A 23,864-nucleotide genomic window follows, 5' to 3' on the forward strand; every position below is an offset into this window, starting at 1 on the left:
GGTCAGAGGCTGCGGCGGAGGGTGCTGCCCGAGCCGCTCCCGGTGTCGCGGGCCGGGTCGTGGGCGAGGTCGTCGGCCGGGTCGTGGGCCAGGTCCCGGGTGAGGTCGCCGTGCAGGGCGCTGCCGGCGAGCCACTCGGGCCAGGAGAGCTGCCAGTAGCCCCAGCCGTTGTCCCACTCCAGCTCCCGGTCGGTGCCGCGGATGAGCACCGGGTCGCCGCGCAGGGAGGTGTCGTAGAACCACTTCGCCTGGTCGGGGCGGGCGTTGACGCAGCCGTGGCTGACGTTGACCCGGCCCTGGGCCCAGACGTTGTCCTTGGCGTGGACGTACTCGCCGCTGTTCGAGATGCGCACGGCGTGGTCGATCATGACGTCGTAGTAACCCGGGTCGCCCTTGCGGCGGTTCGGGGAGATCATGCGGACCGGGTTGGCCTTGTCCATGGTCAGGTGGACGCCGCTGGTCGTGGTGTACTCCCTGGTCGTCGCCATGCCTGCGCTGATGGCCATGCGCTGGACGACCTTCCCGTCGCGCTCGACCACCATCTTGTGGGTCCGGGTGTTGATGACGCTGGTCTGACTGCGCCCGACGGTGAACCGCACGCCGTGCCCGGCGGTGCCGTAGACGTCCTTGGCGGCGCGGACCCCGGCCAGGTGGGCGGCGAAGTCGACCTTCAGCCCGGACGGCCAGTAGTGGCGGGGCCGGTAGATCACCCGGGTGTCGCCCGCCCAGTGCCAGGCGCCCTCGACCGGGACGTCCGTGCGGACCGCCAGGGCCCGCTCGACCGAGGCCTTGTCCCGCACCGGGGTGTCGAAGTCGACGATGATCGGCATGCCGACGCCGACCGTCTCGCCGGGGGACGGGGTGACAGAGGTGATCTTGAAGGTCTTCTCCGGCGTGAACGTGCGGAAGACGCCGGTGGTGCTCGTCCTGGCGCCGCCGGGACCCGTCGCGGTGACGCTCACCGCGTAGTCCCGGCCGGGGACGAGGGCGTGGTCGGAGCGCCAGACGGTCCGGCCGGCCTCGAAGCGGCCGGGCACGGGGTCGCCGTCCGCGTAGGCGGCGACCCCGGTCAGCGCGCCCCCGGCGGTGCGCACCACCAGGCCCCGGCCGGTCGGGGCCTGGCGGGAGCCCGGCTGCGGGTCGATCGTGATGACGGGCGCCGCCGCCTTCCCCGCGGGGGTGTCGTCACCGGTCGTGAACCAGGTGCATCCCACCGCGAGGAGGACGAACAAGAGGGTCGGGAGAAGTCCCGAGGCGCGCCGCATCGGTCCCTGCCTTAGAGGTCGTGAGTGGTCGGCTGCAAAGAGTAGCGCTATGCAGCGTTCCAAGCACGCTCAGTCACAACACGGATCTACCGGGCGGGCAGGATGGTTCCCGACACCTCGCCGAGGGTGATGACACCCCCCTCCGGGCCCGGCGCGGTCGCCGCGATCGTCACGGTGTCACCGTCCTCCAGGAAGGCGCGGACCGACCCGTCGGAGAGCTTGATCGGCTCGGCGCCGTTCCAGGTCAGCTCGATCAGCGAGCCCCGCTGCCCGGCCTCCGGGCCGGAGACCGTACCGCTGGCGAACAGGTCGCCGACCCTTAAGGAAGCGCCGTTGACGGTCATGTGGGCGAGCATCTGGTCGGGCGTCCAGTACATCTCCCGGTACGGCGGGCGGGAGACCACCTCGCCGTTGAGCCGGATCTCCAGGGTCAGGTCGAGCCCCCAGTCGCCGTCGCGGCGCAGGTAGTCCAGCGGCTCGGGATCCTGCGCCCGGCCCGGCACGCGGGCCCCGGCCAGGGCCTCCAGCGGGGTGATCCACGGTGAGATCGAGGTGGCGAAGGATTTACCGAGAAAGGGGCCGAGCGGCACGTACTCCCACGCCTGGATGTCGCGCGCGCTCCAGTCGTTGACGAGCGTCACCCCGAAGACGTGGTCGGCGAAGGCGCCCGGCCGCTCGCCCGGCGCGGTCGGCGCGCCGACGACGAAACCGAGCTCCGCCTCGATGTCCAGCCGCGCCGACGGGCCGAAGACCCCGGCGCCGCGCTGCCCGGACGGGCGCACGACCGGGGTGCCGGAGGCGACGACGGTCCCGGCCCGGCCGTGGTAGCCGACCGGCAGGTGCCGCCAGTTCGGCTTCAGCGGCTCCTCGTCGGGCCGGAACATCCGGCCGAGGTTGGAGGCGTGCTCCAGCGAGCAGTAGAAGTCGACGTAGTCGGCCACCTCGAACGGCAGGTGCAGCGTGACGTGGTCGAGCGGGATCAGGCAGGGCTCGACGGCGACCGGGTCGGTGCTCAGCTTGTTGCGGATCAGCTCCCGGGTGGCGCGCCAGGCGGTCGCGCCCCGGGCCAGGAAGGCGTTGAGCGAGCCGGTGGCGAACACCTCGTCGTGCAGCGCCTCGGCGAGGTCGAGCACGTGGTCGCCGTACCGGACGCCGACACGGGCGGGCCCGTCGCCGATCCGGTCGGTCCGGGAGAAGACCCCGTAGGGCAGGTGGTCGAGGCCCCAGGCGCTCGCCGGTGTCACACGTTCTCCTCGTCGGTCAGGCCGAGGGCCCGCAGGTCCTCGACGGGGGTGGCGGTGTTGCACGAGCCGTAGGAGACCAGCAGCTCCCGGGCGCGCCGGGCCGTCTCCCCGGACACGGCGCGCGCCTGCCGTACCAGCTCGCCCACGTCGGTCAGCTTCAGCACCGCGGCCGGGTCGCGCCCCTCGACCGCCGCGCAGACGGCGAGGACGAGGTTGACGAAGCCGTGCCGGTCGACGCCGAGCGCCGGGTCGAAGTGCCGGACCGCGTGGTGCAGCCCGGCCGTGGCCTTGAACGGCACGCCCTGGCGGACGCAGAAGGAGATGAACGCGCCCAGGTCGTGGGCGCTGGGGAAGGACTCCGGCTCGCTCCCGCCGCACCTGATCTTCAGCCCGACGCCCTCGGGCAGGTGGACGGGGAGCTGGGCCGCCGTCACCTCGACGAACTGGCGGGCCTTGATCTCCAGCGGCGGTTCCTCGGGCAGCTCGACGCGCCCTCCGGCGGTCTCGAACGGCGCGCTGGACATCTCGACCAGTTCGACGTCCAGGCCGTCGAGGGACGGCAGCTCCTCGGTGTCGAGGATCAGCCCGAGGCGGAGCGGGAGGCCCGCCTCCTCGAGGTGGACGCGGAGCACCGGCAGCCGGCTGGCCGGGCAGAGGAAGCGGTGGGTGAGCACCGGCTCGCCCCGCTCCAGGTCGGCCCGGTGCCGGGCCAGGGCCTCGTCCATCGGCAGCGCGGTGGGCGGGAAGAGGCCGGCGTCGTCGACGAGATCGTGGAAGAGCCTCATCGCGACCACGTCCAGGCGTAGGCGGGGTCCTCGACCGACAGGGCGGCGGGTCCCAGGTCGAGCGGGCGGAAGGTGTCGACCATGACGGCCAGCTCGCTGGTGCGGGTGTGCCCCTGCCGTACGGCCTCCAGCACGGCCTCGACGGCGCCGGGCTGCGGGCCGTGGGTGAACCCGGCCGGGTGGAGTGAGATCGAGCCGACGTCGATGCCGGAGCCGCGGCGGGCGGTGTAGTCGCCGCCGGCGTAGAACATCAGCTCGTCGGAGTCGACGTTGTGGTGGTTGTACGGGATGGGCACGGCCTCCGGGTGGAAGTCCAGCGGCCGGGGGCAGAAGGAGCAGATCACGAAGTTCGGGCCCTCGAAGGTCTGGTGGACCGGGGGCGGGGCGTGGATGCCCTTCACGATCGGCTCGAAGTCGTTGATGTTGAAGGCGTAGGGGTACAGGCAGCCGTCCCAGCCGACCACGTCGAAGGGGTGGTTCCGGTAGACCAGCCGGGTCAGCCCGCCGCGCGTGCGGACCAGCACCGGCACCTCCTCGCCCTCCTCGATCAGGGGCTCGGAGGGGGCGCGCAGGTCCCGCTCGCAGTAGGGCGCGTGCTCCAGGAACTGGCCGTACTTCGACAGGTAGCGCTTGGGCGGGCGGATGTGCCCGGCGGCCTCGATCGCCAGCGCCGTCACCCGGCCCCGGGGCACCCAGCGGTGGATGGTGCCGGTCGGCACGACCACGTAGTCGCCCTCGCCGGCCTCCAGCGTGCCGTAGGTCGACTCGAAGACGACCCGGCCGCTGGCGATGTAGACGCACTCGTCGCCCATGGAGTTGCGGTACAGGCCGCTGGGCGCCTCGGTCGCGGCGTAGGACAGGCGGACGTCGGCGTTGCCCGCCAGCAGGGCGCGCCCGGTGACCAGGTCGCCGCCGTCCGGCAGGTCCTGGGTGCGGAAGTGGCGGGGGGACAGCGGCAGGTTGGGCGCCAGGACCGCCGCGTCGACCGGCTCGACGGCCTCGGCCTTGATGATCGCCGTGGGGAGGTGGCGGTGGTAGAGGAGCGAGGAGTCACTGGAGAACCCCTCCTCGCCCATCAACTCCTCGGCGTACAGCCCGCCGTCGGGCCGCCGGAACTGGACGTGCCGTTTGCGGGGTACCTCCCCCACGACGCGGTAGTACGGCATGCGCTTCTCCAAGTTTGTCCGATTATCGGACGGATGTGTCCTCTATACGAACAACCTTCCGTCACCGTGCCGGGGATGTCAAACGTCACCGCGGTGCTCACCCAGTTTCCGCCCGCGCCGGGACCCCGTCCCAGGTCTTCCCCGGAACGCCTTCCGGTGACTCTTCCTGGAAGGACGGCTCAGCTCGGCGGCGGGCCCGCCGATGGGGACGGGAGGACACCAGAGGGAAGCGAGACGGCGGCATGGCGGCGGCATGGCGGCGGCACGGCGGCGGCATGGTGACGGCACGGCGGCGGTGGTGAGGGCGATCAGGGCGATCAGGGCGATGAGGGCGATGAGGGCGATGAGGGCGATCAGGGTGACAAGGGCGATGAGAGCGGTGAGGGCGGTGAGGGCATGGTGACGGCTGTGCTCGTCGCGGCGTTCGCGCTCTCGGGCGCCGTCTCCGGCGTGCTCGCGGCCGTCCAGCGGTGGGGGAGGCTGCGGAGCCCGCTCTCCGGTGTGAACGCCTTCATGGCGGCGGGCGTCGCCGTGATGTCCCTCCTCAGCCTGGTCCACCTCCTGGTGCCCCGCCCGTCCGTCGTGTGGCCGGTCGCGTCCGCGGAGCACCTGGTGTCGGCCACCGTGGTGGCCGGCGTCTTCTGCCTGTGCATGACCGTGGCGGACCGCTCCTGGCGGCTCTCCCGCCGGACGGCGCTGCTGCTGGCGGTCCAGCCCGCGGCGGAGCTCGTCCTGGCGGTGAGCAACCCCCGGCACCACCTCCTCTACACCGGCCTCGCACCGGGAGCGGAGGGCGTGCCCGCCCTCGTCCCGGGCCCGCTCTTCTGGGCCTGCGCCGCCTACGTCTACCTCCTGCTCGCGGTCAGCGCCGCGCTGGTGGTCCGGGCGTGGCGGCTGGCGCCACGCGGGCAGCGGGAGCTGTACCGCTGGACGATGGTCGCCTTCGCGCCGCCCATCGCGGCCAACGTCGTGGGCCTGTCGATGCCCGTCCGCACGATGGAGCTGACAGCGCTCGGGCTCGGCGTCACGGTGCTCATCGCCTACGGGCTGCTGGTGCGGTCGCTGCCGCAGCGGCAGATCCAGGTGCCGCACCGGCAGGTGTTCAACGCGATCACCGACGCGGTCGTCGTGATCGACCGGGACCAGAGGATCCTCGACTTCAACCCGGCCGCCGAGGCCAAGATGCGCCGCATCATGCCCGGCCTCCCGGAGGACGTGTTCGGGCAGGCGTTCCAGTACGGCATCGAGCTGGATCTGCGGGAGGACGCCGCCACCGAGCAGTCCGTGACGGACCTGCTGGGCCTGGGCATCGAGGTGCAGATCCGGATCAGCCCGCTCCGGGACGGCCACGGCGAGTGCGTCGGCTGGGCGTTGGTCGCCCGCAACGTCACCGAGATCAACCGGCGGCGGCGCGAGGCGGAGGAGTCCGCCCGGCGGCTGCGCGAGCAGCTGGACACGATCGAGGCGCTCCGCGCGGACCTGGCCGAGCAGGCGGTCCGGGACGCGCTGACCGGGCTGTACAACCGCCGCCACCTGGCGGAGGTGCTGGAGCGCGAGGCGGCCCGGTCCGCGGCGGAGGGCACGCCGCTCAGCTTGATGATCATCGACGTCGACCACTTCAAGCGGATCAACGACACCTGCGGGCACGGCGGCGGCGACACCGTGCTCGTCCACCTCGCCCGGCTGCTCACCGGCTCCGTGCGGCAGGGCGACACGGTCGCCCGCTACGGCGGGGAGGAGTTCGTGCTGCTGATGCCGGGCGCGACGGAGGAGTCCGCCTGGCGGCGGGCCGAGGAGCTGCGCGAGCAGTCGGGCCGGAGCGTGATCGACGTGGCCGGCCGGCCGCTGGCGGTCACCTTCAGCGCCGGGGTCGCCGAACTCGTCCCCGGCGGGACCACCGAGGACCTGCTCCGGATGGCCGACGCGGCGCTGTACGAGGCCAAGCGGCTCGGCCGCGACCGGGTCGAGCGGGCGATGGCGACGCCCGCCGAGCGGCCCGTCACCGGGCCGTCCGCGGGGCCCGCCGCAGGCGCGGCGGCCTGAGCATCGCCGCCACAGGTGCGGCGGCCTGAGCGTCCGGTCGGCCGTCAGCCGAGGAGGAGGCCCGCCAGGTGGCCGAGGGTGACCGAGGCGGCCACGGCGGCGAGGGCGAGGCCGATCGAGAGCAGGCAGCCCGTCCCGCCGTCCCACCGGTTGCGCGGCGTGGGCTCCGTGGGCTCCGTGGGCTCCGTGGGCTCCCGCTCCGGGCCGTACCAGATCGGCCTGGGTTCGAGCAGCAGGAACAGGAGCGCGCCGACCTGCCCGACGGTGAACAGCCAGAACCACGCCCACCGGTTGCCCAGCCGGGGCGTCGAGCCGAGCATGACGAGGAAGGCGGTCACCCACGCCGCGCCGACCCACCGGCCGGCACTGTCCTCGGGGACGTCGAACGGCCAGTCGGGGAAGACGCGGTTGCCGTCCGGGTCCCGCTCCGGCTCGACGAGCACGGGCCAGGCCTCGCCGAGATCGCGCCGGAGCTGCGCGACCGGGTAGACCGCCGGGCCGTCGCCCACCGGCAGGCCCTGGACCTCGCGCCAGGCCAGCGGCCCCTCCGCCCACGTCAGATGGAAGACGTCACCGTCCTGCTCCCGGTAGGCGACGTGGGTGACCCACCCGGCCCCGGCCGCGGCGCGGAACTCCTCCAGGGTGCGCTCCACCGGGGACGCGCTCAGCGCGGCGACCAGCGCGCCCCAGAGCAGGAGCGCGAGCAGCACGACCCGCACGGCGAGCCCCGCGGCCCGCCACGGCGTGCGCGCCCGTTCCGGCGTCATGCTCCCTTTCTACTTGGTCAGCGCTCGCCGAGGTCGCTCCGATCATCCGGATTCCGGTACGCGTGACGGATCTCACCGGGTACGGGGTCCACGGCCAGATGCTGAGAGCAACTGAGGAACGTTGTCCGACGGCCGCTTCTCGGTTGCGGTCGGGCCCTGCTCGCCGAGCTGGGCGGGGCGTGGTCCACAGGCTATGGGCGGGGCGTGGTCCACAGGGCGGAGATGGGGAGACAGGCGAGATCGTCCCCGAAGGGTAGTGACTGCGAGCCGCAGTACAGGACGAAGCCCGCGAGGAAACGCGACCCGAGGCGGTCCCGGAGCAGGCGCAACCCCTTGAAATCATGGGACCGCACGGTCTCCGCCGCCTTCACCTCGATGCCGATGATCCGGCCGGCGTTGTCCTCGATGACGCCGTCGACCTCGTGCTGGTCGCGGTCGCGGTAGTGGTGGATCCGCGCGTAGGCGTCGGACCAGGAAAGCTGTCGGGTGATCTCACCCAGGACGAAGTTCTCCATCAGCCCGCCGATGGAGACGTCGGTCAGCGGCCCGGCGAGATGAGCGGCGAGCCCGGTGTCCACGAAGGTCACCTTCGGCGTCGCCACCGCGCGGGTGGTGGTGTTGGCCGACCACGCGGGGACGAGGCGGAGCAGGTAGACCGTCTCCAGGATCTCCACGTACCGCTGGACGGTCGGACGGGAGACACCGAGCTCACCGGCGATCCTGCTGACGTTGAGCAGCCCTCCGTTCTGCGCGGCGAGCAGGGAGATCAAACGCCGCATATCGGCGGCCTTCTGGATATCGGCCACCTGTTTGACGTCACGTGAGACGAGGTCGTCGACATAGCTCTGGAAGAACCGCTGGCGACGCCGGGACGTCTCCCGCGTGACCGCTTCGGGGAAGCCGCCCCGGATCACCCGTTCGAGATAGTCCTTCCGGCGCAGATCGCGTGGTTCGGCGCGGATGTCGGCGCCGTGCGTGAACGCCGCGTCGATGAAACCGTCCGGCTCGCCGTCGATCTCCCCCTGGGAGAGCGGCCAGAGCTCGATCGTCTCGGATCTTCCCGGGAGGCTGTCCGGCAGGCTGCTCAGGCTGAGCAGCCGCGCGGATCCCGTCAGTAGGAACCGCCCGGGGCGGGGATCCCGATCGACCAGGTGCTTGATGGCGAGCCAGAGGTCGGGCACGCGCTGAACCTCGTCGATGAGCATCAGCCCGTCGTGGTCGATGAACCGGATCGGATCATCTTCAGCGGAGCTGCGTGTCAGGGGGTGGTCCAGGAACTTCGCGATGCCGTTGGGATGCTCGCGGATGACGCGTTCCGCGAGCGTGCTCTTCCCCACCTGCCGGGCGCCGTTGACGACGACGACACGGGTGTCGAGGAGCGCCTCCGAGACGAGGTCGAAGGCTTTCCGGGGACGGTAGTCGACGGCTTTACGCATCACTCCATCCTATGTAGACCTGCAATCTGCCGGATCTTGTATGTGCAATCTGCCGATGATCGATTTCCGATCTTCCGTAGATCTGCGGGCGATCTGCCGGGGTGTCGGTGGGCGATCTGCCGAAGGGCGCACGGTCGTTCCGCCGTCGGGGCGCGCCGGAGGAGGACGTCTCCTGCCGTAGGCGGCGAGGGACGGAAAACCGTTTGTGCGCGGGTGGGACCGATGCCTAGCGTGGGCCGCATGTCGACTTCGTGCCATGGGCCGATCTTCTCCGTCCGCATCCGCCGCAGCCCGGCTCCGGGCCGGTAGGGAGGCGGACCGCTTCTTCCTGCGCGCGCCCCGGGGCCTGCCGAGACCTCATTCCTCTCGGACCCCGAAAGGGCATCACTGTGGCGCAGTCCTTCGCACACGGAAACCACTCGCACACCCAGCGCAAGATCCGTAACGGCGGCGGCCGTACCGGTGGCCGTACGGCCCGCGACCGGGACCGGCGCGTCCTGTCGCAGAACTTCCTGGCCGACCCCGAGGCCGTCGCCCTGGTCGTGGCGGCCACCGGCAGTCATGACCTGGTCCTGGAGCCGGGCGCCGGGGAGGGCGTGCTGACCCGGGCGCTCGCCGGCACCTGCGGCCAGGTCGTCGGCTACGAGATCGACCCGCTGCTCGCCGGGAAACTGGCCGCCCGGACCTCGGGCGACGGGCGCGTCCGCGTCGTCCGAGGGGACTTCCTGGCCGCCCGCGCGCCGCGCGAGCCGTTCGCGGTGGCCGGGAACATCCCGTACGCGATCACCTCGAAGATCGTCGACTGGTGCCTGCGGGCGCCCGCGCTCACCTCGGCCACCCTGGTGACCCAGCTGGAGTACGCGCGCAAGCGCACCGGCGACTTCGGCCGCTGGAGCATGCTGACCGTGCTGACCTGGCCCTGGTACCGCTGGGAACTGGTCGGCCGCATCGGCCGCGAGGCGTTCCGGCCCGTCCCGGCGGTCGACTCCGCGATCCTGCGGATCGAGCGCCGTACGGCGGTGTCCGGGCGGGCCGTGCCCGGCGAGGCGGTGTCCGGGCGGGTCGTGCCCGGCGAGGCGCTTCCTGGGAAGGCCGTGCCCGGCGTGGCGCTGTCCGGGCGGGCCGAGCCCTGGGAGACCGGAGCCGACCTGCCCGGTTACCGGGACTTCGTCGAGTACGGCTTCACCGGGCTGGGCGGCTCCCTGTACGCCACCCTGCGGCTGAGGTACTCGGCGGACCGGGTCGAGGCGGCCTTCGCCACCGCGGACGTCGATCCGGACGCGGTCGTCGCCCACGTCCACCCCGACCGCTGGCGGGTCCTCTACGAGCACCTGCACGGGTGACCGTACGGCCGGGGCCGCACCACACGGCCCCGGCCGAGGTCGGGTTCGGACGGGACCGGGTGACTCGGCCTGCCGGAGCCACGGGAGGATCGGCTTCCGGGGAGGTGGGGACGAGGAGGTGAGTGAGGCCGCCCCCACTCGCTCCGGGAAGCTGTCGTCCTCCAGCGGAACGGCCACCTTCAATGATCATTGGGTTTTAGTTGGACTGTCGAGGAAGCCGCCGGATCCCATAGCTGCACTGTGCCGTCGAGGCTGCCGGTGACGGCTACGGGCCGGTCGTCTACCTGTCCTACCGTCACTGCGGTGACCTGGGCGGTGTGGTCGGATAGCAGATTCTCTGATAGGGCATTCACCTCGTCGCTGTCTGTCGGCCGCACATCGCTGGCGTCGCTCGGCTGTGGTGTCGTTCCGGGCCGGTCGTCTCCGGGCCAGCCGGCCCAGGCGGCCACGGCGACCACGACCGCCGCCGCGGCGATCGACACGCTGTGTCCTCTCCGCTTCCGCCGTGACGAGCGCTTCCCTGCCGCCTCGCCTGGTCCGAACCTTAAGCGGGAGTCGGGGACCGGCGGGGGGGTGAGCGCATCGGACGTGAATGCCGACAGCGCGGCGGACGGCGAAGTATGGTGTCTGTCCTGCTGTGAGTCGTCGTGTTCGAACGGCCGGGGGGACGACTGAGCGCCGGTGGTGGAAGTGGGGCCGGTCAGGGCCGCCAGCACCTGCTCGACCGTTGGCCGCTGCTGTGGGTCCTTGGCCAGGCACGCGGTCAGCAGGTCGCGCAGAGACTCGGGGACGCCTTCCATATCCGGCTCTCCGGTGAGGACCGCATGCATCACCGCCGCGGGGTGCGCTCGGGCGAAGGGCTCACGGCCGGTGGACGTGTAAGCCACGGTGGCGGCCCAGGCGAAGAGGTCGGAGGCTGGACCAGCCGGGACATTGTTGATCCGTTCGGGCGCCATGTAGCCGGGCGTTCCGATCAGTGCCGAGGTGCCCGAGGTGGCCTCCAGGAGCCGGGCGATGCCGAAGTCGATGACCACCGGCCTTTTCGGACCCATGATCACATTGGCGGGTTTGAAGTCGCAGTGCACGATCCCGACGGCGTGGATCGCTCGCAGCGCGTTCAACGTGGTGATCGACAACTGCTTCAGCTCATCCCCGGTGAGGGGCCCCTCCGAGGTGATCAGAGTTTTCAGTGATGGGCCGGGCACGTGCTCGCTGACCAGGTAGGGTCGGCCACCGCTGAGACCGGCATCCAACATTCGGGCGGTACAGAAGGGTGCTACCCGAAGTGCGGCTTCGATCTCGCGGTCGAACCGCTTACGGACGTCGGAATCGGTGGCCAGATGGGTATGGAGGAGCTTGACCGCCACTTTCCGTCCGGAAGGGTCGTAGCCCAGATAGACGGTGCCCTGGCCGCCGGTGCCCAGTACGCCGGTCAGCCGGTAGACGCCTATGCGCTCGGGATCCGCCTCACCCAGTTGGATGGGGTCGGCCACTGCTCTGCCCGCCCTTCATGGGTTCGGCCGGCATCGGACACCGGCGGGAAAACCCGATCAGCTTGTCATATCGAGCGGCGGAGACTCCCGTTATTGCCATCAATCCGGATATCCGCTGCTGTGACCTCTACTCGTTCGAGATCTCGACGGCTGGGACCGACACCTGACCGACGCTGACCATCCGGTCGTCTTCGCCGACGACGTCCCCGGCGTGCGCCGATTCCACAGCGAGGACTGCCACGGCAACCGCCTGGAGTTCGTCGAACCGCTCGGCTGAGGTCCGCGGGGGACGGACCGGGCCCGCTTCCCGGTCGCGGAGCCCGGGACGTGAACGGCCGCGCGAAGCGGGATCAGACCAGGGAACGTGCCAGGGCGGTGGCGGCGGTGACGACGCGGGGGCCGACCGCCCCGGGGTCGAACGGGGTGAAGGCGATCACGCCCACGGAGGCCTCCAGCCAGGGCAGGCCGGGGACGGGGGCGGCGATCCCGTGCGCGCCCTCCTGGAGCTGGCCCTCGGAGGCGACGTAGCCGGTCTCGCCCCGGCGCAGCGCCAGGATGGCCCGGCCCGCCGCGCCCCGGTCGAGGGGGTGCCGGGAGCCCTCCCGGTAGGCGACGTGCATGTCCGTCCAGGACGGCTCGACCACCGCGACCGCCAGGGCGTCGTCGCCCTCGGCCACGGTGAGGTGGGCGGTGGCGCCGACCTCCTCGGCGAGCCTGCGCAGCGTGGGCAGGGCGCCCTCGCGCAGCAGCGGCTGCACGGCCCGCGCCAGGACGAGCACGCCGAAGCCCAGGTGGACGCGGCCGTCGCCGTCGCGGCGGACGAAGCCCTCCCGCTGCAGGCTGGTCAGCAGGCGGTAGACCGCGGGGCGGCTCAGCTCCAGCTCGGCCGCGATCTCGGTCGGGGTGCGCCCCCTCAGCTCGCCGGCGAGCAGGCGGAGCAGGCGCAGGCCGCGTTCCAGGGTCTGCGAGGACTCGGCCATCAGCCCGCCCGCCGGATAGGAGACATGTCCTCGATTATCGGGGTGGGCGGGCCTTGATCCCTACGGCGGGTCCGCCGCCGGGGCGGGGATGTCCGGTTGTCATGCCGGTAACAAGCGGGGCCCTGGAATGTGCGGTGGTTTGGCAAGAATTGCGCGCGATGTCTGCCGTAGCTTGCAGATCCCTGCACTTCGGCGAGGGGACCTTCGATGAGTGAGCCGCTGATCGCCCGTGTCGCACGGTGGGCGAGTGAGATCCCGGACGCCCCGGCGTACACCTTCCTGGACTACTCGGCCGACCACGACGGGATCCGGCACACGCTCTCCTGGTCCGGGGTGGACCTGAAGGCCAGAGCGCTGGCCGTACGGCTGCGCGAGATCGCGCAGCCCGGGGAACGGGCGGCGATCCTGGCGCCGCAGGGGCTGGAGTACGTGGTCGCGATGCTCGGGGCGCTGTACGCCCGGGTGATCGCGGTGCCGCTGTTCGCCCCCGACCTGCCCGGCCACGCCGACCGGCTGGTCCGCGCCTACGCCGACGCCGACCCGGTCTGCGTGCTCACCACGACGCCCGCGCTGGACTCCGTCCGGACGTTCATCGACGCCGGCTCCGCGCCCCGCCCCAAGCGGATCGTCACCGTGGACACGGTCTCCGACCTGCTCGCCGACGAGTGGGAGCCGGAGCCGATCCAGAGCGGCGACCTGGCCTACCTGCAGTACACCTCGGGCTCCACCCGCGCCCCCGCCGGTGTCGAGATCACCCACGGCAACGTCACCGCCAACGCCGAGCAGCTCTGGACGGCCTTCCGCGCCACGCCCCGGACCTCGACGGCGGCGCTCTGGCTGCCGCTCTTCCACGACATGGGCCTGATCGCGACCCTCGCCGCGCCGATCGTCGGCGGCAACCAGGCGGTCTTCATGGACCCGGTGGCGTTCGTCATGCATCCGGTCCGGTGGCTGCGCATGCTCAGCGAGTTCGACGACGTGTTCACCGGCGGCCCCAACTTCGCCTACGAGTACACCGCGAGCCGCGTCACCGAGGAGGAGAAGGCCACCCTCGACCTGTCCGGGGTCTCGGTCATGCTCAACGGGGCCGAACCGCTCCGGGCGAGCACGATCGACCACTTCTCGCAGGCGTTCGCCTCCTGCGGGCTCCGGCCGGAGGCGCACACCCCGGGGTACGGCCTGGCGGAGGCGACGGTCTTCGTCACCGCGATGGACAGGGACCTGCCCGCGCGCACGACGGCGTTCGACCGCCAGGCGCTGGCCGGCGGCCGGGCGGTCCCGGTCGCCGCGCCGTACGGGGGCCAGGACGGCGCGGCGGCCGAGGACCGGGACGGCGGCGCGGTGGCCGGCGGGCCGGGCGGGGCCGGCGAGCTGGTCTCCTGCGGGGTGCCGACCGGGCAGCGCGTCAGGATCGTCGGCGAGGACGGCACGGCCAGGCCCGACGGCGAGGTCGGCGAGATCTGGATCCAGGGGCCGAACGTGGCGCGGGCCTACTGGCGGAACGAGGAGCACAGCGCCGAGGTCTTCGGCGGCGTGCTGGCGGGCGAGGACGGGACCTGGCTGCGCACCGGCGACCTGGGCGTGATCCACGAGGGCGAGCTCTACGTCACCGGGCGGATCAAGGACCTGATCATCGTCGACGGGCGCAACCACTATCCACAGGATGTGGAGGCCACCGTCCAGGAGGCCGACCCCGCCGTGCGCCGGGACCGCGTGGCGGCGTTCGCGGTGCCGGGCGAGGAGACCGAGCGGCTGGTGGTGGTCGCCGAGCGGTCGCGCAGGGCGGAGGGGCGGGACCCGGCGGAGATCGCCGCGAACGCCCGGGCCGCGGTCGCGCGCCACCACGAGCTGCGACTGCACGAGTTCGTGCTGGTGGAGGCGGGAGCCGTGCCGCGCACGTCGAGCGGGAAGATCGCCCGCCGCGCCTGCGCCCGGGCCTACCTGGAGGGCGCCTTCACCGGCGCCGGGTCCAGCTCCGGGGACGCCGGCGCCTGATGTTCGAGTCGCTGGGGCGGATCGTCTACCGCGGGCGCTGGTCCATCCTGGCGCTCGCCGTGGTCTTCGCGGTCCTGGCCGGGCTCTTCGGGCTGAGCCTGTTCGGCCGGATGGTGGACGGCGGGTTCGAGGACCCGGACGCGGAGTCGACCGCGGCCGCCCGCTGGAGCCAGGAGTGGTTCGGCGGCAGCGCGCCCGACGTGGTCATCCTCTACACGAACCCGCGGCTCGAGGCGGCCGACGACCGGTTCGAGCGGGACGTGCGGGCCGCGCTGGACGCGCTGCCCGCCGAGCACGTCGCCGAGGTGACCACCTACTGGGAGACCGGCGCCAAGGAACTCGTCTCCACCGACGGGCACTCCACCTACGCGATGGTGAGCCTGCGCGGCGACGAACAGGACAAGCAGCGCCGCTACACGGAGATCAGGGGAGAGCTCAGGCAGGCCCCCGCCGGCTACGCCGTCCGCATCGGCGGCGCGGTCCCGCTCCTGGTGGACCTCAACACGCAGACCGCCGCCGACCTGCAGCAGGCCGAACTGATCTCCATGCCGGTCCTGCTCGTCCTGCTCGTCCTGGTCTTCGGCAGCCTGGTGGCCGCCGGGCTCCCGCTCGTCGTCGGCGTGCTCTCCGTGATCGGCGCGCTCGCGCTGCTCCGGCTGCTCACCGAGGTCACCGACGTCTCGGTCTTCTCGCTGAACGTCGTCACGATGCTCGGCCTCGGCCTGGCCATCGACTACTCGCTCTTCGTGCTCAGCGCCTTCCGGGAGGAGATCCACCGGGGGGCGGCCGTGGACGCGGCCGTGGTGCGGACCCTCGCGACGGCCGGGCGGACCGTCGCCTTCTCCGGCCTGACCGTGGCCACCGCCCTGTGCGGGCTGCTGCTGTTCCCGCAGATGTTCCTGCGCTCGATCGGGCTGGGCGCGGCGGCGGTGGTGCTCGTCGCGATGGCGGCCGCGCTGGTGGTGCTGCCCGCGCTCCTGGCCGTGCTCGGGCGGAAGGTCGACGCGCTCAACGTGATGCCGCGCTTCGGCGGCCGGCACGGCGGGACCTGGCACACGCTCGCCTCCAGCGTGATGCGGCGCCCCGTCCTCTACCTGGTCGGGGTCGGCGTGGTGCTGTTCGCGCTGGCCGCGCCGTTCCTGCACGTGCGCTTCGGCAGCGTGGACCACCGGGTGCTGCCCGCGCAGTTCGAGAGCCGCCAGGTCGCCGAGCGGATCGACCGGGACTTCGCCCGCAACGCCATGTCGCCCATCGAGGTCACCGTGCTCGTCGAGCGCGACCTGGTCGGGCCCATGACGGCGGCCGTGCCCGGGGCGCTCCCCTCGGAGGTGGGCGGCCGTCCCGGCCCGGTCGGGGTGGGCAACTCCGGGCCCATCCCGGTCACCGAGGTCGGCCCGCTGGACGTGAAGGTCTTCGCCGACCGGCTCGCGGAGCTCGACCACGTCACCGGGGTCGACGTCACGGGCGTCTCCCAGGCCGGCGGCGCGGTACGGCTGGCGGTCCGCCACGACGGGGACCCCATGTCGGACGAGGCCCGCGCCCTGGTGGAGCGGATCCGGGCCATGGCCCCCGAACCGGACTTCCGGGACGTGGTCGTCGGCGGGGCCACGGCCGCCCAGCTCGACCTCCAGGCCAGCCTGGCGGAGACGCTGCCGTGGACCGCGCTCGTCGTCTGCCTGATGACGGGCCTGCTGCTGTTCGCCGCGTTCGGGTCGGTGCTGCTGCCGGTCAAGGCGATCCTGATGAACGTCATGTCGCTCGGCGCGTCCTTCGGCGTGATCGTCTGGGCCTTCCAGGACGGGCACCTGGCGGACGTCCTCGGCTTCACCCCGACCGGGACCATCGAGGCGACGATCACCGTGCTGATCCTGGCGGTGGTGTTCGGGCTCTCGATGGACTACGAGCTGTTCCTGCTCAGCCGGGTGCGGGCGGAGTGGCTGCGGACCGGGGACAACTCCAGGGCCGTGGCGGTCGGCCTGGAGAAGACCGGCGGGCTGATCACCAGCGCCGCGCTGCTGCTGCTCGTGGTCATCGGGGCCTTCTCCACCGCGGGCATCACGCTCGTGAAGATGCTCGGCGTCGGCATGTTCGTGGCCATCGTGGTGGACGCGACCCTGGTGCGGGCGCTGCTGGTGCCCGCGACGATGCGGCTGATGGGCGACGCGAACTGGTGGATCCCTGGTTTCCTGCGGGGACTGCACCGGCGGATCGAGTTCCGCGAGCACGACACGGCCGATGCGTACGGCGCGCACGGTGCGTACAGGCCGATGCCCACCTACGTGACGGTGGAGCGCGAGGACGGGCCGGCCACCGGACCGGCCGCGGTCCCCCGCCGGGCCCTGGCCGCCCGGCACCGGGAGGTGCCGGCCTGGCGCCGGGCGATCGCCCCGCCGCCGGGCCGCCGGACCGCGCCCCCGGTGACCCTCCAGGCGGTGCGCGAGCCCCCGGCGGTCACGGAGCCCCCCGCGGAGGCTCCCGTCGCCAGGCCGCCCGTCACAGGATCTCCCGTCACAGGGGCCCCGGTCGTCGAGCCCGTGGCAGGGTTCCGGGCCGAGCCCGCCGCCGCGTCCCGTGCGGGGTCCGCGGCCGGGCCCGGGCCGTCCCGGATCACGCCCGCGCCCGTGTCCACATCCGCATCCGCATCCGCGCCCGTGTCCACACCTGCATCCGCATCCGCGCCCGTGTCCACACCTGCATCCGCATCCGCACCCGCTTCCGCGGCGCGGGAGGGCGCCCCGGTGCGACCGGGGGAGGGGACGCCGGTGGAATGGCAGAGGAAGGTCGTCAAGCCCAACCCGGACGGCCCCGGCTGGCACTGGGCGGACGAGGGGACGGCCCCCTCGCCGCCGCAGCCGCTCCTGACCGTCGAGGACGCGGTGGGACCCATGGCGGGACCCATCTCGCACTCCCCGGGGCGCCCTCCGGCTTCCCGGCCGGTGCCGGAGACCGTCACGCCGTTCGTGCCGCCGCGACCCGGCCCGCAGGCACGGCCGACGCCTCCCACCGGCCCGGGAGGGCGGCCGCCGGTTCCCTCCGCGATGCCGGAGCCGACGCCTCCTACGGGGCCGGCGCCTTCCACCCGTCCGGAGTCCGGGCCCCCCGTCCGCCCGGAGTCCGGATCCCCCGTCCGCCCGGAGCCGGCGCCTCCCGCACGGAGCGCTCCGGCCATCAGCCCTCACCTCATCGACCGGCTGGAACCACCGGTGCGGCGGCAGGACAGCAGGCCGATCGTGCCGATCACCGGCCGCCCGCGGCCCGTACCGGAACCGGGCGGCGGGACGGAGGCCCCCGCACCGCGGCCCGCGCCGTCCGGACCACCGCCGACGCCGTACGGGCCGCCGCCGGTGCCACGGTCCGGGCCGGGGAACGGGACGCCGCCGGTGCCAACGTCCGGGCCGGGGAACGGGACGCCGTCAGCGCCAACGTCCGGGCCGGGGAACGGGACGCCGTCAGCGCCAACGTCCGGGCCGGGAAACGGGGCGTGGCCTGTTCCCGAGTCCGTTGCCGAGTCTGTTCCCGAGACCGTGCACCGGGCCGCGTCCGGACGGCGGGCGCCACAGGAGGAGCAGACGTGGACAAGGGAACGGAGCGGCTGGATGCCCATGGGGCGGCGGGTGACACGGGTGGTGCGGCCTGATCCGGACGGGTCGGGCTGGACATGGGTGGAGGTGGACGAATGAGCGAGCCCGTCCCGCATCCCGCCGGGCTCGCCGCAACGGCAGGGACCGTGCCTCCCGCCGGTCCTCCCGGACCCGCCGGGACCGTGCCTCCCGCCGAGAGCCCTGGACCCGCCGGGAGCGCCGGGAGCGCCGGACCCGCCGGGAGCGGCCGGTACGGGCTGCTGCTCTTGGTCATCGGCCTCGCGGGATTCGTGACGACACTGGACAACACGGTCGTCACGGTCGCCCTGCCCACCCTCCAGGTCGAGCTGAACGCCTCCCTGGCGACGCTCGAATGGGTCGTCACCGGCTACGTCCTCACCTTCTCCGGGCTGATGCTCGCGGGCGGCCGGCTGGCCGACGTCTACGGCCGCCGCCGGATCCTCGTCATCGGGCTCGCGATCTTCACCGCGGCCTCCCTCGCCGCGGGGATGGCCACCTCGGCCGGCGTGCTCGTCGCGGCCCGTCTCGTCCAGGGCTGCGGTGCCGCGCTGGTCCTGCCCGCGATGCTGGCCGTGGTCGCGGTCGCGGGCGGAGGCCGGGAGCGTTCGGCGGGCGTCGCCGTCTGGATGGCCTCGGGCGCGGGCGCGCTCGCGCTCGGCCCGGTCGTCGGCGGTCTCCTCACCGAGTACGCGGACTGGAACTGGATCTTCCTGATCAACGTGCCCCTCGGCGTCCTCTGCGTCGCGCTCGCGGCGCTCGCCGTACCGGAGTCGCGCGACGGGGCCGCCGCCCGGGTGGACGTGCCGGGGGTCGCGGCCTCGGTCGTCGTGCTCTCGGCGGGCACGTTCGGCCTCACCTTCGCCGCCGAGCTGGGCTGGACCTCACCGGTGATCGTGGCGTCCCTCGCGGTGAGCGCGGTCGCGGCCGTGGTCTTCGCCACCGTGGAGCGGCTGGGCCGGGACCCGATGGTCGACCTGGCGCTGTTCCGGGAGCGGGCCTTCACCGGCGGGGTGATCGCCCAGGTGCTCTGGGGACTCGGCGTCAACGGGGTGTTCTTCTTCACCGCGCTGTTCCTGCAGGGGGCGCTGGGCTTCAGCCCCACCGCCTCGGGACTCGCCTTCGTTCCGCTGGCGCTGCTCGTCGCCGTGGTCACGCCGCTGGTGCCGTCCGTCGAGCGCCGGATCGGTGCGGCCCGCACGGTCGCGCTGGGACTGGTCCTGGTGGCGGGCGGCATGGTCGCGGTGGCGTTCCTGCGGCCGGGGGACGGCTGGGCCGAGCTGCTGCCCGCCGTGTGCGTGATCGGGATCGGCTCGGCGCTGACCATGCCGCTCGGCTCGGCCGTGCTGGGGGCCGTGCCCAAGGAGCGGGCGGGTGTCGCGGGCGGCGTGTTCAGCGTCGCCCGGGAGATGTCGGGGCTGTTCGGCATCGCGGTCATCGGCGTGATCGTCAACGGCGCGGCGAGCTTCACCGCGGGCTACTCGGTCGGCCTGCTCGTCGCCGCCGCGCTCGTCGCCGCCGGTGCCGCCGTCAGCCTGGTGACGCTCCGGTGACGCCCCGCCCGCCGGGGCCGGCCCGCTCCCGCACGGAACGGAGGCCCGGGTGAGGGTCGCGATCCTGGCGTTCGGCTCGCGGGGCGACACCCAGCCGTGCGTGGCGCTCGGGGCGGGGCTGGCCGCGCGCGGGCACCGGGTGACGGTGGTCGCGGCCGGGCGGTACGGCGCTCTGGTCGGGGAGGCCGGGCTGGGCATGAGCCCGCTCAGCGTGGACCCGCAGCGGATCGTGGAGTCCGAGGAGGGGCAGGCGTGGCTGCGGAGCGGGCCCGCCGGGTTCGTCCGTGGCTTCCGCCGGGTCGTGGAACCGCTCGCCGAGCGGCTCGCCGCCGAGGTGGACGCCGCCTGCGCCCACGCCGACCTGGTGCTCGCCCCGGCGCTCGGCTGGTTCGGGCAGCACCTGTCCGAGCGGTACGGCATGCCGTACGCGCTGCTGCACTTCCAGCCGGGTGAGCCGACCCGGCACTTCCCGAATCCGCTGGTCCCGCTCCGCACGCTGGGCCCCTGGGGCAACCGGGCCAGTTACGCGCTCGTCGAGGGGCTGAGCAGGGTGCTGCTCGGCCGGATGGTCGACCGGTTGCGCGGGAGGGTCCTCGGGCTCGAACCGATGCGGGGCGACCCGTTCCGGCGGGCGAGGACCGACCGGGTGCCGGTGCTGTGCGGGGTGAGCTGCGCGGTCGTCGACCGCCCGGCCGACTGGCCCGCCAACGTCCACCTGACCGGTTACTGGTTCGCCGAGCGCGACTGGAGCCCGCCGCCCGGGCTGGAGGCGTTCCTGGAGGCGGGGCCGCCTCCGGTGTACGTGGGCTTCGGCAGCATGGCCCCCGCCGACCCGGCCGCGACGGCGGAGACGGTGGTGGCGGCGCTGCGGGCGGCCGGGGCGCGCGGGGTGCTCCAGGGCCTGCCGTACGGCGGGCACACGGCCGGCGGGGCGGATGGCGCGCGTACGGCCGGCGGGGCGGATGACATGTTCGTGGTCGGCGAGGCGGACCACGGGTGGCTGTTCCCCCGGATGGCGGCCGTGGTGCACCACGGGGGCGCCGGGACGACCGCGGCCGGGCTGCGGGCCGGGGTGCCCTCGGTGGTCTGCCCGTTCTTCTCCGACCAGCCGTTCTGGGGCGCCCGGGTGGCGCTGCTGGGGGCCGGGCCCGCGCCGCTGCCGGTGCGGCGGCTCACCGTGGGCGCGCTGGCCGGGCGGGTGGCGGCGGCACTGCGGGACGCGGGGATGCGCAAGGCCGCGGCCCGGCTGGGGGAGCGGTTGCGCGCGGAGGACGGGGTGGCCCGGACCTGCGACATCCTGGGGGCCTGAGCGGTTCCGGCGCCGGACCTGAGCGGGTCACCTTGAGCGGTCCCGGGGCCGGGCCTGAGCGGCTCAGGAGTTCGGAGGGCCCCGGAGTTTGGACGGACCCGGAGGCGATCGGTGCTCCGCGCGCCGCCAGGCTCCGGGTGGTCTTCAAAGCTCGTAGTCCAGCAGGTCACCGGGCCGGCAGCCGAGTTCGCGGCAGATCGCGCTGAGCGTGGAGAAACGGATGGCCCGGGCCCGGCCGTTCTTCAGGACCGACAGGTTCACCACCGTCACGCCCACCCGTTCGGCCAGCTCGGTCAGGGTCATCCCGCGGTCGGCCAGCAGCTTGTCGAGGTGGACGGTGATGCGGTGCTCCTCCTCGGGCGGCATCAGACCAGCCCTTCGGTGTCCGCGCGCAGTCTGCTGCCCTGGCGGAAGAACTCGGCCAGGGCGAGGACGGCGAATCCGGTGACGAGAGCCCAGTCGAAGTCCTCGCCGCTGTGGACGCCCATGTCCTCCAGCGGGCTTCCGGAGACCAGCGCCTTCAGGGAGATCGCCTCCACGTGGGGGATGCAGGCGATCCCGAGGAGCGCGATGCCGACCGCCGCGAGCCTCCACGCGTTCGGCGGGGCGAAGGGCTCGCCCTCCCGGAAGCTGCGGAGCATGAGCAGCAGGAGCACGGCGATGGCGCCCAGCGCCACCGTGAGCAGCAAGTCGGGCAGCGCGAGCAGGAAGCGCTGCGACAGGTCGGGATCGCTGATGACCAGGGTGCGGTCGAAGGAGGAGGGGAGCAGGTGGGGCGTGCCGGGCGGGCCGGTCGGCACGGACTGCCCCTGCCCGGCCCCGGAGACGGCCTGGTAGCCGACGCCGACGTGGCGGGAGTCGATGCCGGGACTGCTGAAGACACGGTGGAGGCCCAGCGCGAGGCCGAGCACGGAGGCGGCCGCACCCAGCCACATGATGCCTTCCAGGGTCTGGATGCTCGAGGGAGGTTTCGCCATGACGGTCTCTCCTCTATATCGACTATCGATAAAACGGTAAACGATAAGAACGGAAGGGGGAAGCCCCGGTCCGCCACCTGTGCCGGAGCGGAGGCGAAGGTCAGGGGCGGGTGGAGAGCAGGAGGCCGAGGGGTCCGGGGACGCGCGGGTCCGGGCGAAGCGCGGGGATCGATGGGCGGGCAGGGGGCACGTGAAGCCCGGGGATCGATGGTCGGGGATCGGGCGGAGACGGTGGAGGCCAGACGGATACGGGTGTGTTGTCACGGTTTCCTGACAACATCTGTTTGGTCAGGATCGATCTAGGTAGGGTGCGAAGAGATCGTTCTGTCCGGCTATCCCGGGGAGTTCCACGACATGCGACTCACTCTGCGGCGGGCCGTGGCCGCCGGTTCGATGCTCGCGCTGATCGGTGCCGTGGCCCCCGCGGCGGCGGCCCACGCGCAGGACGAGCCCCGTAGCTGCCGGGAGGAGTTCGCGGCGGACGCCCCGGCCTACGTCCAGTGCTTCTGGCTCGCCACCCCCGAGGAGGCGGTGGACATCGCCCGGTTCTGGGGGGCGGACGACAGCGCCAACCTCAGGGCGGCGGAGCCGTACCCCGGGCTGTTCATCGACTGCTCGGCGCCCGGCACCTCCTGCCCGGAACCGCAGGACGGCGGAGCCGACGGCGACGAGAACTCCCCGCTCCCGGAGGGCGCCGAGGACGGCGGCGCGCCTGAGTGCGAGGCCGGCCAGGAGTGCGCGGTCGGCGGGCACCACGAGGGCGGGAACGGTACGAACGGCCCCGAGACGGGCAGCGGCACGCGGCCGGCGGCGGCCACCCCGCCCACCCCGGCCGCGCAGCCCACGCCGGCCGCCGCGGCCGTGACCGGGCCGGTGACCGCGGAGGAGGTCGCGGCGGCCGCGCGGACCCCCGTGGGCCAGGCCGTCACCGCGGCGAAGGGCGCCGGCCTGCGCGTCTGGCTCGACACCGAGCTGGCCGACGACTGGAAGGCGGGCGAGGCGGCGTTCACCGCCGCGGTCAAGCGGATCGGCGCGCTGGCCGCGCGGCCGGAGGTCGCCGGGATCCGCTTCTCCGCCCGGCTCGGCTACGACACGGCGTTCGCCACCCACGAGGAGGTCTCGGCCTTCGTCACCGCCGCCTCCGCCGCGTTGCGCCGGGCGGCTCCCGGCAAGCAGCTCGGCGTGCACACGGTCGTGCCGGAGTTCGCCTGCGGCGCCGTGGAGGCGTGCAAGACGGAGATGGCCAAGCGGTACCCGCTGCTCGCTCCCGAGCGGATCGAGGCCTACCTGACCGCCGCCGGTCTCGACCAGCTCACCCTGGACGGCGGCCTGCTGCGCGGCGGCTACACGGCCTGGGGGATCGACGCGGGGGCCGCCCAGCGCAACCAGTCGATCCAGGTCCGCGCCCGCGCCTGGGACGTGCTGACCCGGATCGCCGCCGAGGAGACCGGGCTGGTGGGTGACGTCACCGCCGAGGAGGTCGCCGAGCGGGTCTCCGCACCGCTGAAGGACGGCGCCGCCCAGCAGGTCAACCTCTGGACGCGGCTGCAGGACGGCCAGGGCGGAGTCAAGCGGCTGACCGCCTGGGACACGCTGGAGAGGCTCGGCCCGCTCCAGCGCCGGATGGCCGCGGTCTACGACCCGGCGACGCCCGAGACGGACCCGGCCGCCGACCTGAGGAGGATCACCGGAGTCTTCGGCCAGGTCTACCTGACCACGCCCTGACCACGCCCTGACCACGCCCTGAGCGTGCCCTGAGCGTGCCCTGAGCGCGCCCTCAGCACGTCCTGAGCACGCCCGTTCCCGGGGCCGCGCTCTGATCGGCGCGGAAGCGCGAGCCGCCCGCGCCGCTCCTCGCGACCGGGCCCACCCCGTCGCGGAGAGCGGCGCGGGCGGCGTCTGGAACCGC

Annotated in this window: 17 protein-coding genes; 7 read left to right on the forward strand and 10 right to left on the reverse strand. The window is 73.3% G+C overall.

Annotation, left to right across the window (positions count from 1 at the left end; translation table 11 throughout):
• Positions 1-2 precede the first annotated feature (2 nt).
• From ACFOWE_RS21210 to ACFOWE_RS21225, 4 genes are all read right to left on the reverse strand, one after another.
• Positions 3-1,232, reverse strand: coding sequence for a L,D-transpeptidase (locus ACFOWE_RS21210; RefSeq protein ID WP_377290447.1), 1,230 nt, complete (start codon positions 1,230-1,232; stop codon positions 3-5).
• Between the two features lie 119 nt (positions 1,233-1,351).
• Complete coding sequence (gene fahA, locus ACFOWE_RS21215; RefSeq protein WP_377290449.1) at positions 1,352-2,509, reverse strand: fumarylacetoacetase; 1,158 nt, start codon at positions 2,507-2,509, stop codon at positions 1,352-1,354.
• A complete protein-coding gene (locus ACFOWE_RS21220; protein ID WP_377290451.1) occupies positions 2,506-3,294 on the reverse strand; it encodes a hypothetical protein in 789 nt (262 codons plus the stop codon). Before ACFOWE_RS21220 ends, fahA begins: the two co-directional genes overlap by 4 nt.
• Positions 3,291-4,460, reverse strand: a complete 1,170-nt coding sequence (locus tag ACFOWE_RS21225; protein WP_377290762.1) for a homogentisate 1,2-dioxygenase — start codon at positions 4,458-4,460, stop codon at positions 3,291-3,293. Before ACFOWE_RS21225 ends, ACFOWE_RS21220 begins: the two co-directional genes overlap by 4 nt.
• 396 nt (positions 4,461-4,856) lie before the next feature.
• Here ACFOWE_RS21225 and ACFOWE_RS21230 point away from each other — a divergent pair, with 396 nt between their 5' ends.
• On the forward strand, positions 4,857-6,503 hold the full coding sequence (locus ACFOWE_RS21230) for a diguanylate cyclase (RefSeq protein ID WP_377290453.1): 1,647 nt from the start codon (positions 4,857-4,859) through the stop codon (positions 6,501-6,503).
• Positions 6,504-6,547: 44 nt separating this feature from the next.
• Here the strand turns inward: ACFOWE_RS21230 and ACFOWE_RS21235 are convergent, their stop codons facing one another.
• Both ACFOWE_RS21235 and ACFOWE_RS21240 read right to left on the reverse strand, forming a co-directional pair.
• Complete coding sequence (locus ACFOWE_RS21235) at positions 6,548-7,270, reverse strand: hypothetical protein (protein WP_377290455.1); 723 nt, start codon at positions 7,268-7,270, stop codon at positions 6,548-6,550.
• A 191-nt stretch (positions 7,271-7,461) separates the two neighbouring features.
• Positions 7,462-8,706, reverse strand: a complete 1,245-nt coding sequence (locus ACFOWE_RS21240) for an ATP-binding protein (RefSeq protein WP_377290457.1) — start codon at positions 8,704-8,706, stop codon at positions 7,462-7,464.
• A 437-nt stretch (positions 8,707-9,143) separates the two neighbouring features.
• Here ACFOWE_RS21240 and ACFOWE_RS21245 point away from each other — a divergent pair, with 437 nt between their 5' ends.
• Positions 9,144-10,049, forward strand: a complete 906-nt coding sequence (locus ACFOWE_RS21245; RefSeq protein WP_377290764.1) for a ribosomal RNA small subunit methyltransferase A — start codon at positions 9,144-9,146, stop codon at positions 10,047-10,049.
• Between the two features lie 179 nt (positions 10,050-10,228).
• Here the strand turns inward: ACFOWE_RS21245 and ACFOWE_RS21250 are convergent, their stop codons facing one another.
• Entirely contained in the window at positions 10,229-11,542 is a 1,314-nt protein-coding gene (locus tag ACFOWE_RS21250) for a protein kinase domain-containing protein (RefSeq protein WP_377290459.1), read from the reverse strand.
• Positions 11,543-11,892: 350 nt separating this feature from the next.
• Complete coding sequence (locus tag ACFOWE_RS21255; RefSeq protein WP_377290461.1) at positions 11,893-12,522, reverse strand: IclR family transcriptional regulator; 630 nt, start codon at positions 12,520-12,522, stop codon at positions 11,893-11,895.
• A 207-nt stretch (positions 12,523-12,729) separates the two neighbouring features.
• Between ACFOWE_RS21255 and ACFOWE_RS21260 the strand changes: the two genes are divergently transcribed.
• From ACFOWE_RS21260 to ACFOWE_RS21275, 4 genes are read left to right on the forward strand one after another with little or no spacing between them, the layout of a single operon-like run.
• Entirely contained in the window at positions 12,730-14,517 is a 1,788-nt protein-coding gene (locus tag ACFOWE_RS21260) for a fatty acyl-AMP ligase (RefSeq protein ID WP_377290463.1), read from the forward strand.
• On the forward strand, positions 14,517-18,197 hold the full coding sequence (locus tag ACFOWE_RS21265) for an MMPL family transporter (protein ID WP_377290465.1): 3,681 nt from the start codon (positions 14,517-14,519) through the stop codon (positions 18,195-18,197). The genes ACFOWE_RS21260 and ACFOWE_RS21265 overlap by 1 nt, the downstream gene beginning before the upstream one ends.
• Complete coding sequence (locus tag ACFOWE_RS21270; protein ID WP_377290467.1) at positions 18,194-19,669, forward strand: MFS transporter; 1,476 nt, start codon at positions 18,194-18,196, stop codon at positions 19,667-19,669. The genes ACFOWE_RS21265 and ACFOWE_RS21270 overlap by 4 nt, the downstream gene beginning before the upstream one ends.
• Positions 19,670-19,718: 49 nt before the next feature.
• Entirely contained in the window at positions 19,719-20,978 is a 1,260-nt protein-coding gene (locus ACFOWE_RS21275) for a glycosyltransferase (RefSeq protein WP_377290469.1), read from the forward strand.
• 144 nt (positions 20,979-21,122) lie between these two features.
• Here ACFOWE_RS21275 and ACFOWE_RS21280 read toward each other — a convergent pair whose 3' ends face one another.
• Positions 21,123-21,344 (reverse strand): helix-turn-helix domain-containing protein, encoded by a 222-nt coding sequence (locus ACFOWE_RS21280; RefSeq protein WP_377290471.1) that lies wholly within the window; start codon positions 21,342-21,344, stop codon positions 21,123-21,125.
• A complete protein-coding gene (locus tag ACFOWE_RS21285; RefSeq protein WP_377290473.1) occupies positions 21,344-21,955 on the reverse strand; it encodes a hypothetical protein in 612 nt (203 codons plus the stop codon). The genes ACFOWE_RS21280 and ACFOWE_RS21285 overlap by 1 nt, the downstream gene beginning before the upstream one ends.
• A gap of 354 nt (positions 21,956-22,309) precedes the next feature.
• On the opposite strand from ACFOWE_RS21285, the gene ACFOWE_RS21290 reads away from it, so the two are divergent.
• Positions 22,310-23,680, forward strand: coding sequence for a hypothetical protein (locus ACFOWE_RS21290; protein ID WP_377290474.1), 1,371 nt, complete (start codon positions 22,310-22,312; stop codon positions 23,678-23,680).
• Positions 23,681-23,864 lie beyond the last annotated feature (184 nt).

It is taken from the genome of Planomonospora corallina, assembly GCF_042650625.1.
Lineage (GTDB): Bacteria > Actinomycetota > Actinomycetes > Streptosporangiales > Streptosporangiaceae > Planomonospora_B > Planomonospora_B corallina.

Excerpts from the sequence above, each read along its gene's own strand:
- ACFOWE_RS21265 (WP_377290465.1), top strand. The coding sequence starts at position 14,517 with ATGTTCGAGTCGCTGGGGCGGATCGTCTACCGCGGGCGCTGGTCCATC.
- ACFOWE_RS21255 (WP_377290461.1), bottom strand. The coding sequence starts at position 12,522 with ATGGCCGAGTCCTCGCAGACCCTGGAACGCGGCCTGCGCCTGCTCCGC.
- ACFOWE_RS21240 (WP_377290457.1), bottom strand. The coding sequence starts at position 8,706 with ATGCGTAAAGCCGTCGACTACCGTCCCCGGAAAGCCTTCGACCTCGTC.
- ACFOWE_RS21285 (WP_377290473.1), bottom strand. The coding sequence starts at position 21,955 with ATGGCGAAACCTCCCTCGAGCATCCAGACCCTGGAAGGCATCATGTGG.
- ACFOWE_RS21220 (WP_377290451.1), bottom strand. The coding sequence starts at position 3,294 with ATGAGGCTCTTCCACGATCTCGTCGACGACGCCGGCCTCTTCCCGCCC.
- ACFOWE_RS21225 (WP_377290762.1), bottom strand. The coding sequence starts at position 4,460 with ATGCCGTACTACCGCGTCGTGGGGGAGGTACCCCGCAAACGGCACGTC.
- ACFOWE_RS21230 (WP_377290453.1), top strand. The coding sequence starts at position 4,857 with ATGGTGACGGCTGTGCTCGTCGCGGCGTTCGCGCTCTCGGGCGCCGTC.
- ACFOWE_RS21280 (WP_377290471.1), bottom strand. The coding sequence starts at position 21,344 with ATGCCGCCCGAGGAGGAGCACCGCATCACCGTCCACCTCGACAAGCTG.
- ACFOWE_RS21260 (WP_377290463.1), top strand. The coding sequence starts at position 12,730 with ATGAGTGAGCCGCTGATCGCCCGTGTCGCACGGTGGGCGAGTGAGATC.
- ACFOWE_RS21270 (WP_377290467.1), top strand. The coding sequence starts at position 18,194 with ATGAGCGAGCCCGTCCCGCATCCCGCCGGGCTCGCCGCAACGGCAGGG.
- ACFOWE_RS21235 (WP_377290455.1), bottom strand. The coding sequence starts at position 7,270 with ATGACGCCGGAACGGGCGCGCACGCCGTGGCGGGCCGCGGGGCTCGCC.
- ACFOWE_RS21290 (WP_377290474.1), top strand. The coding sequence starts at position 22,310 with ATGCGACTCACTCTGCGGCGGGCCGTGGCCGCCGGTTCGATGCTCGCG.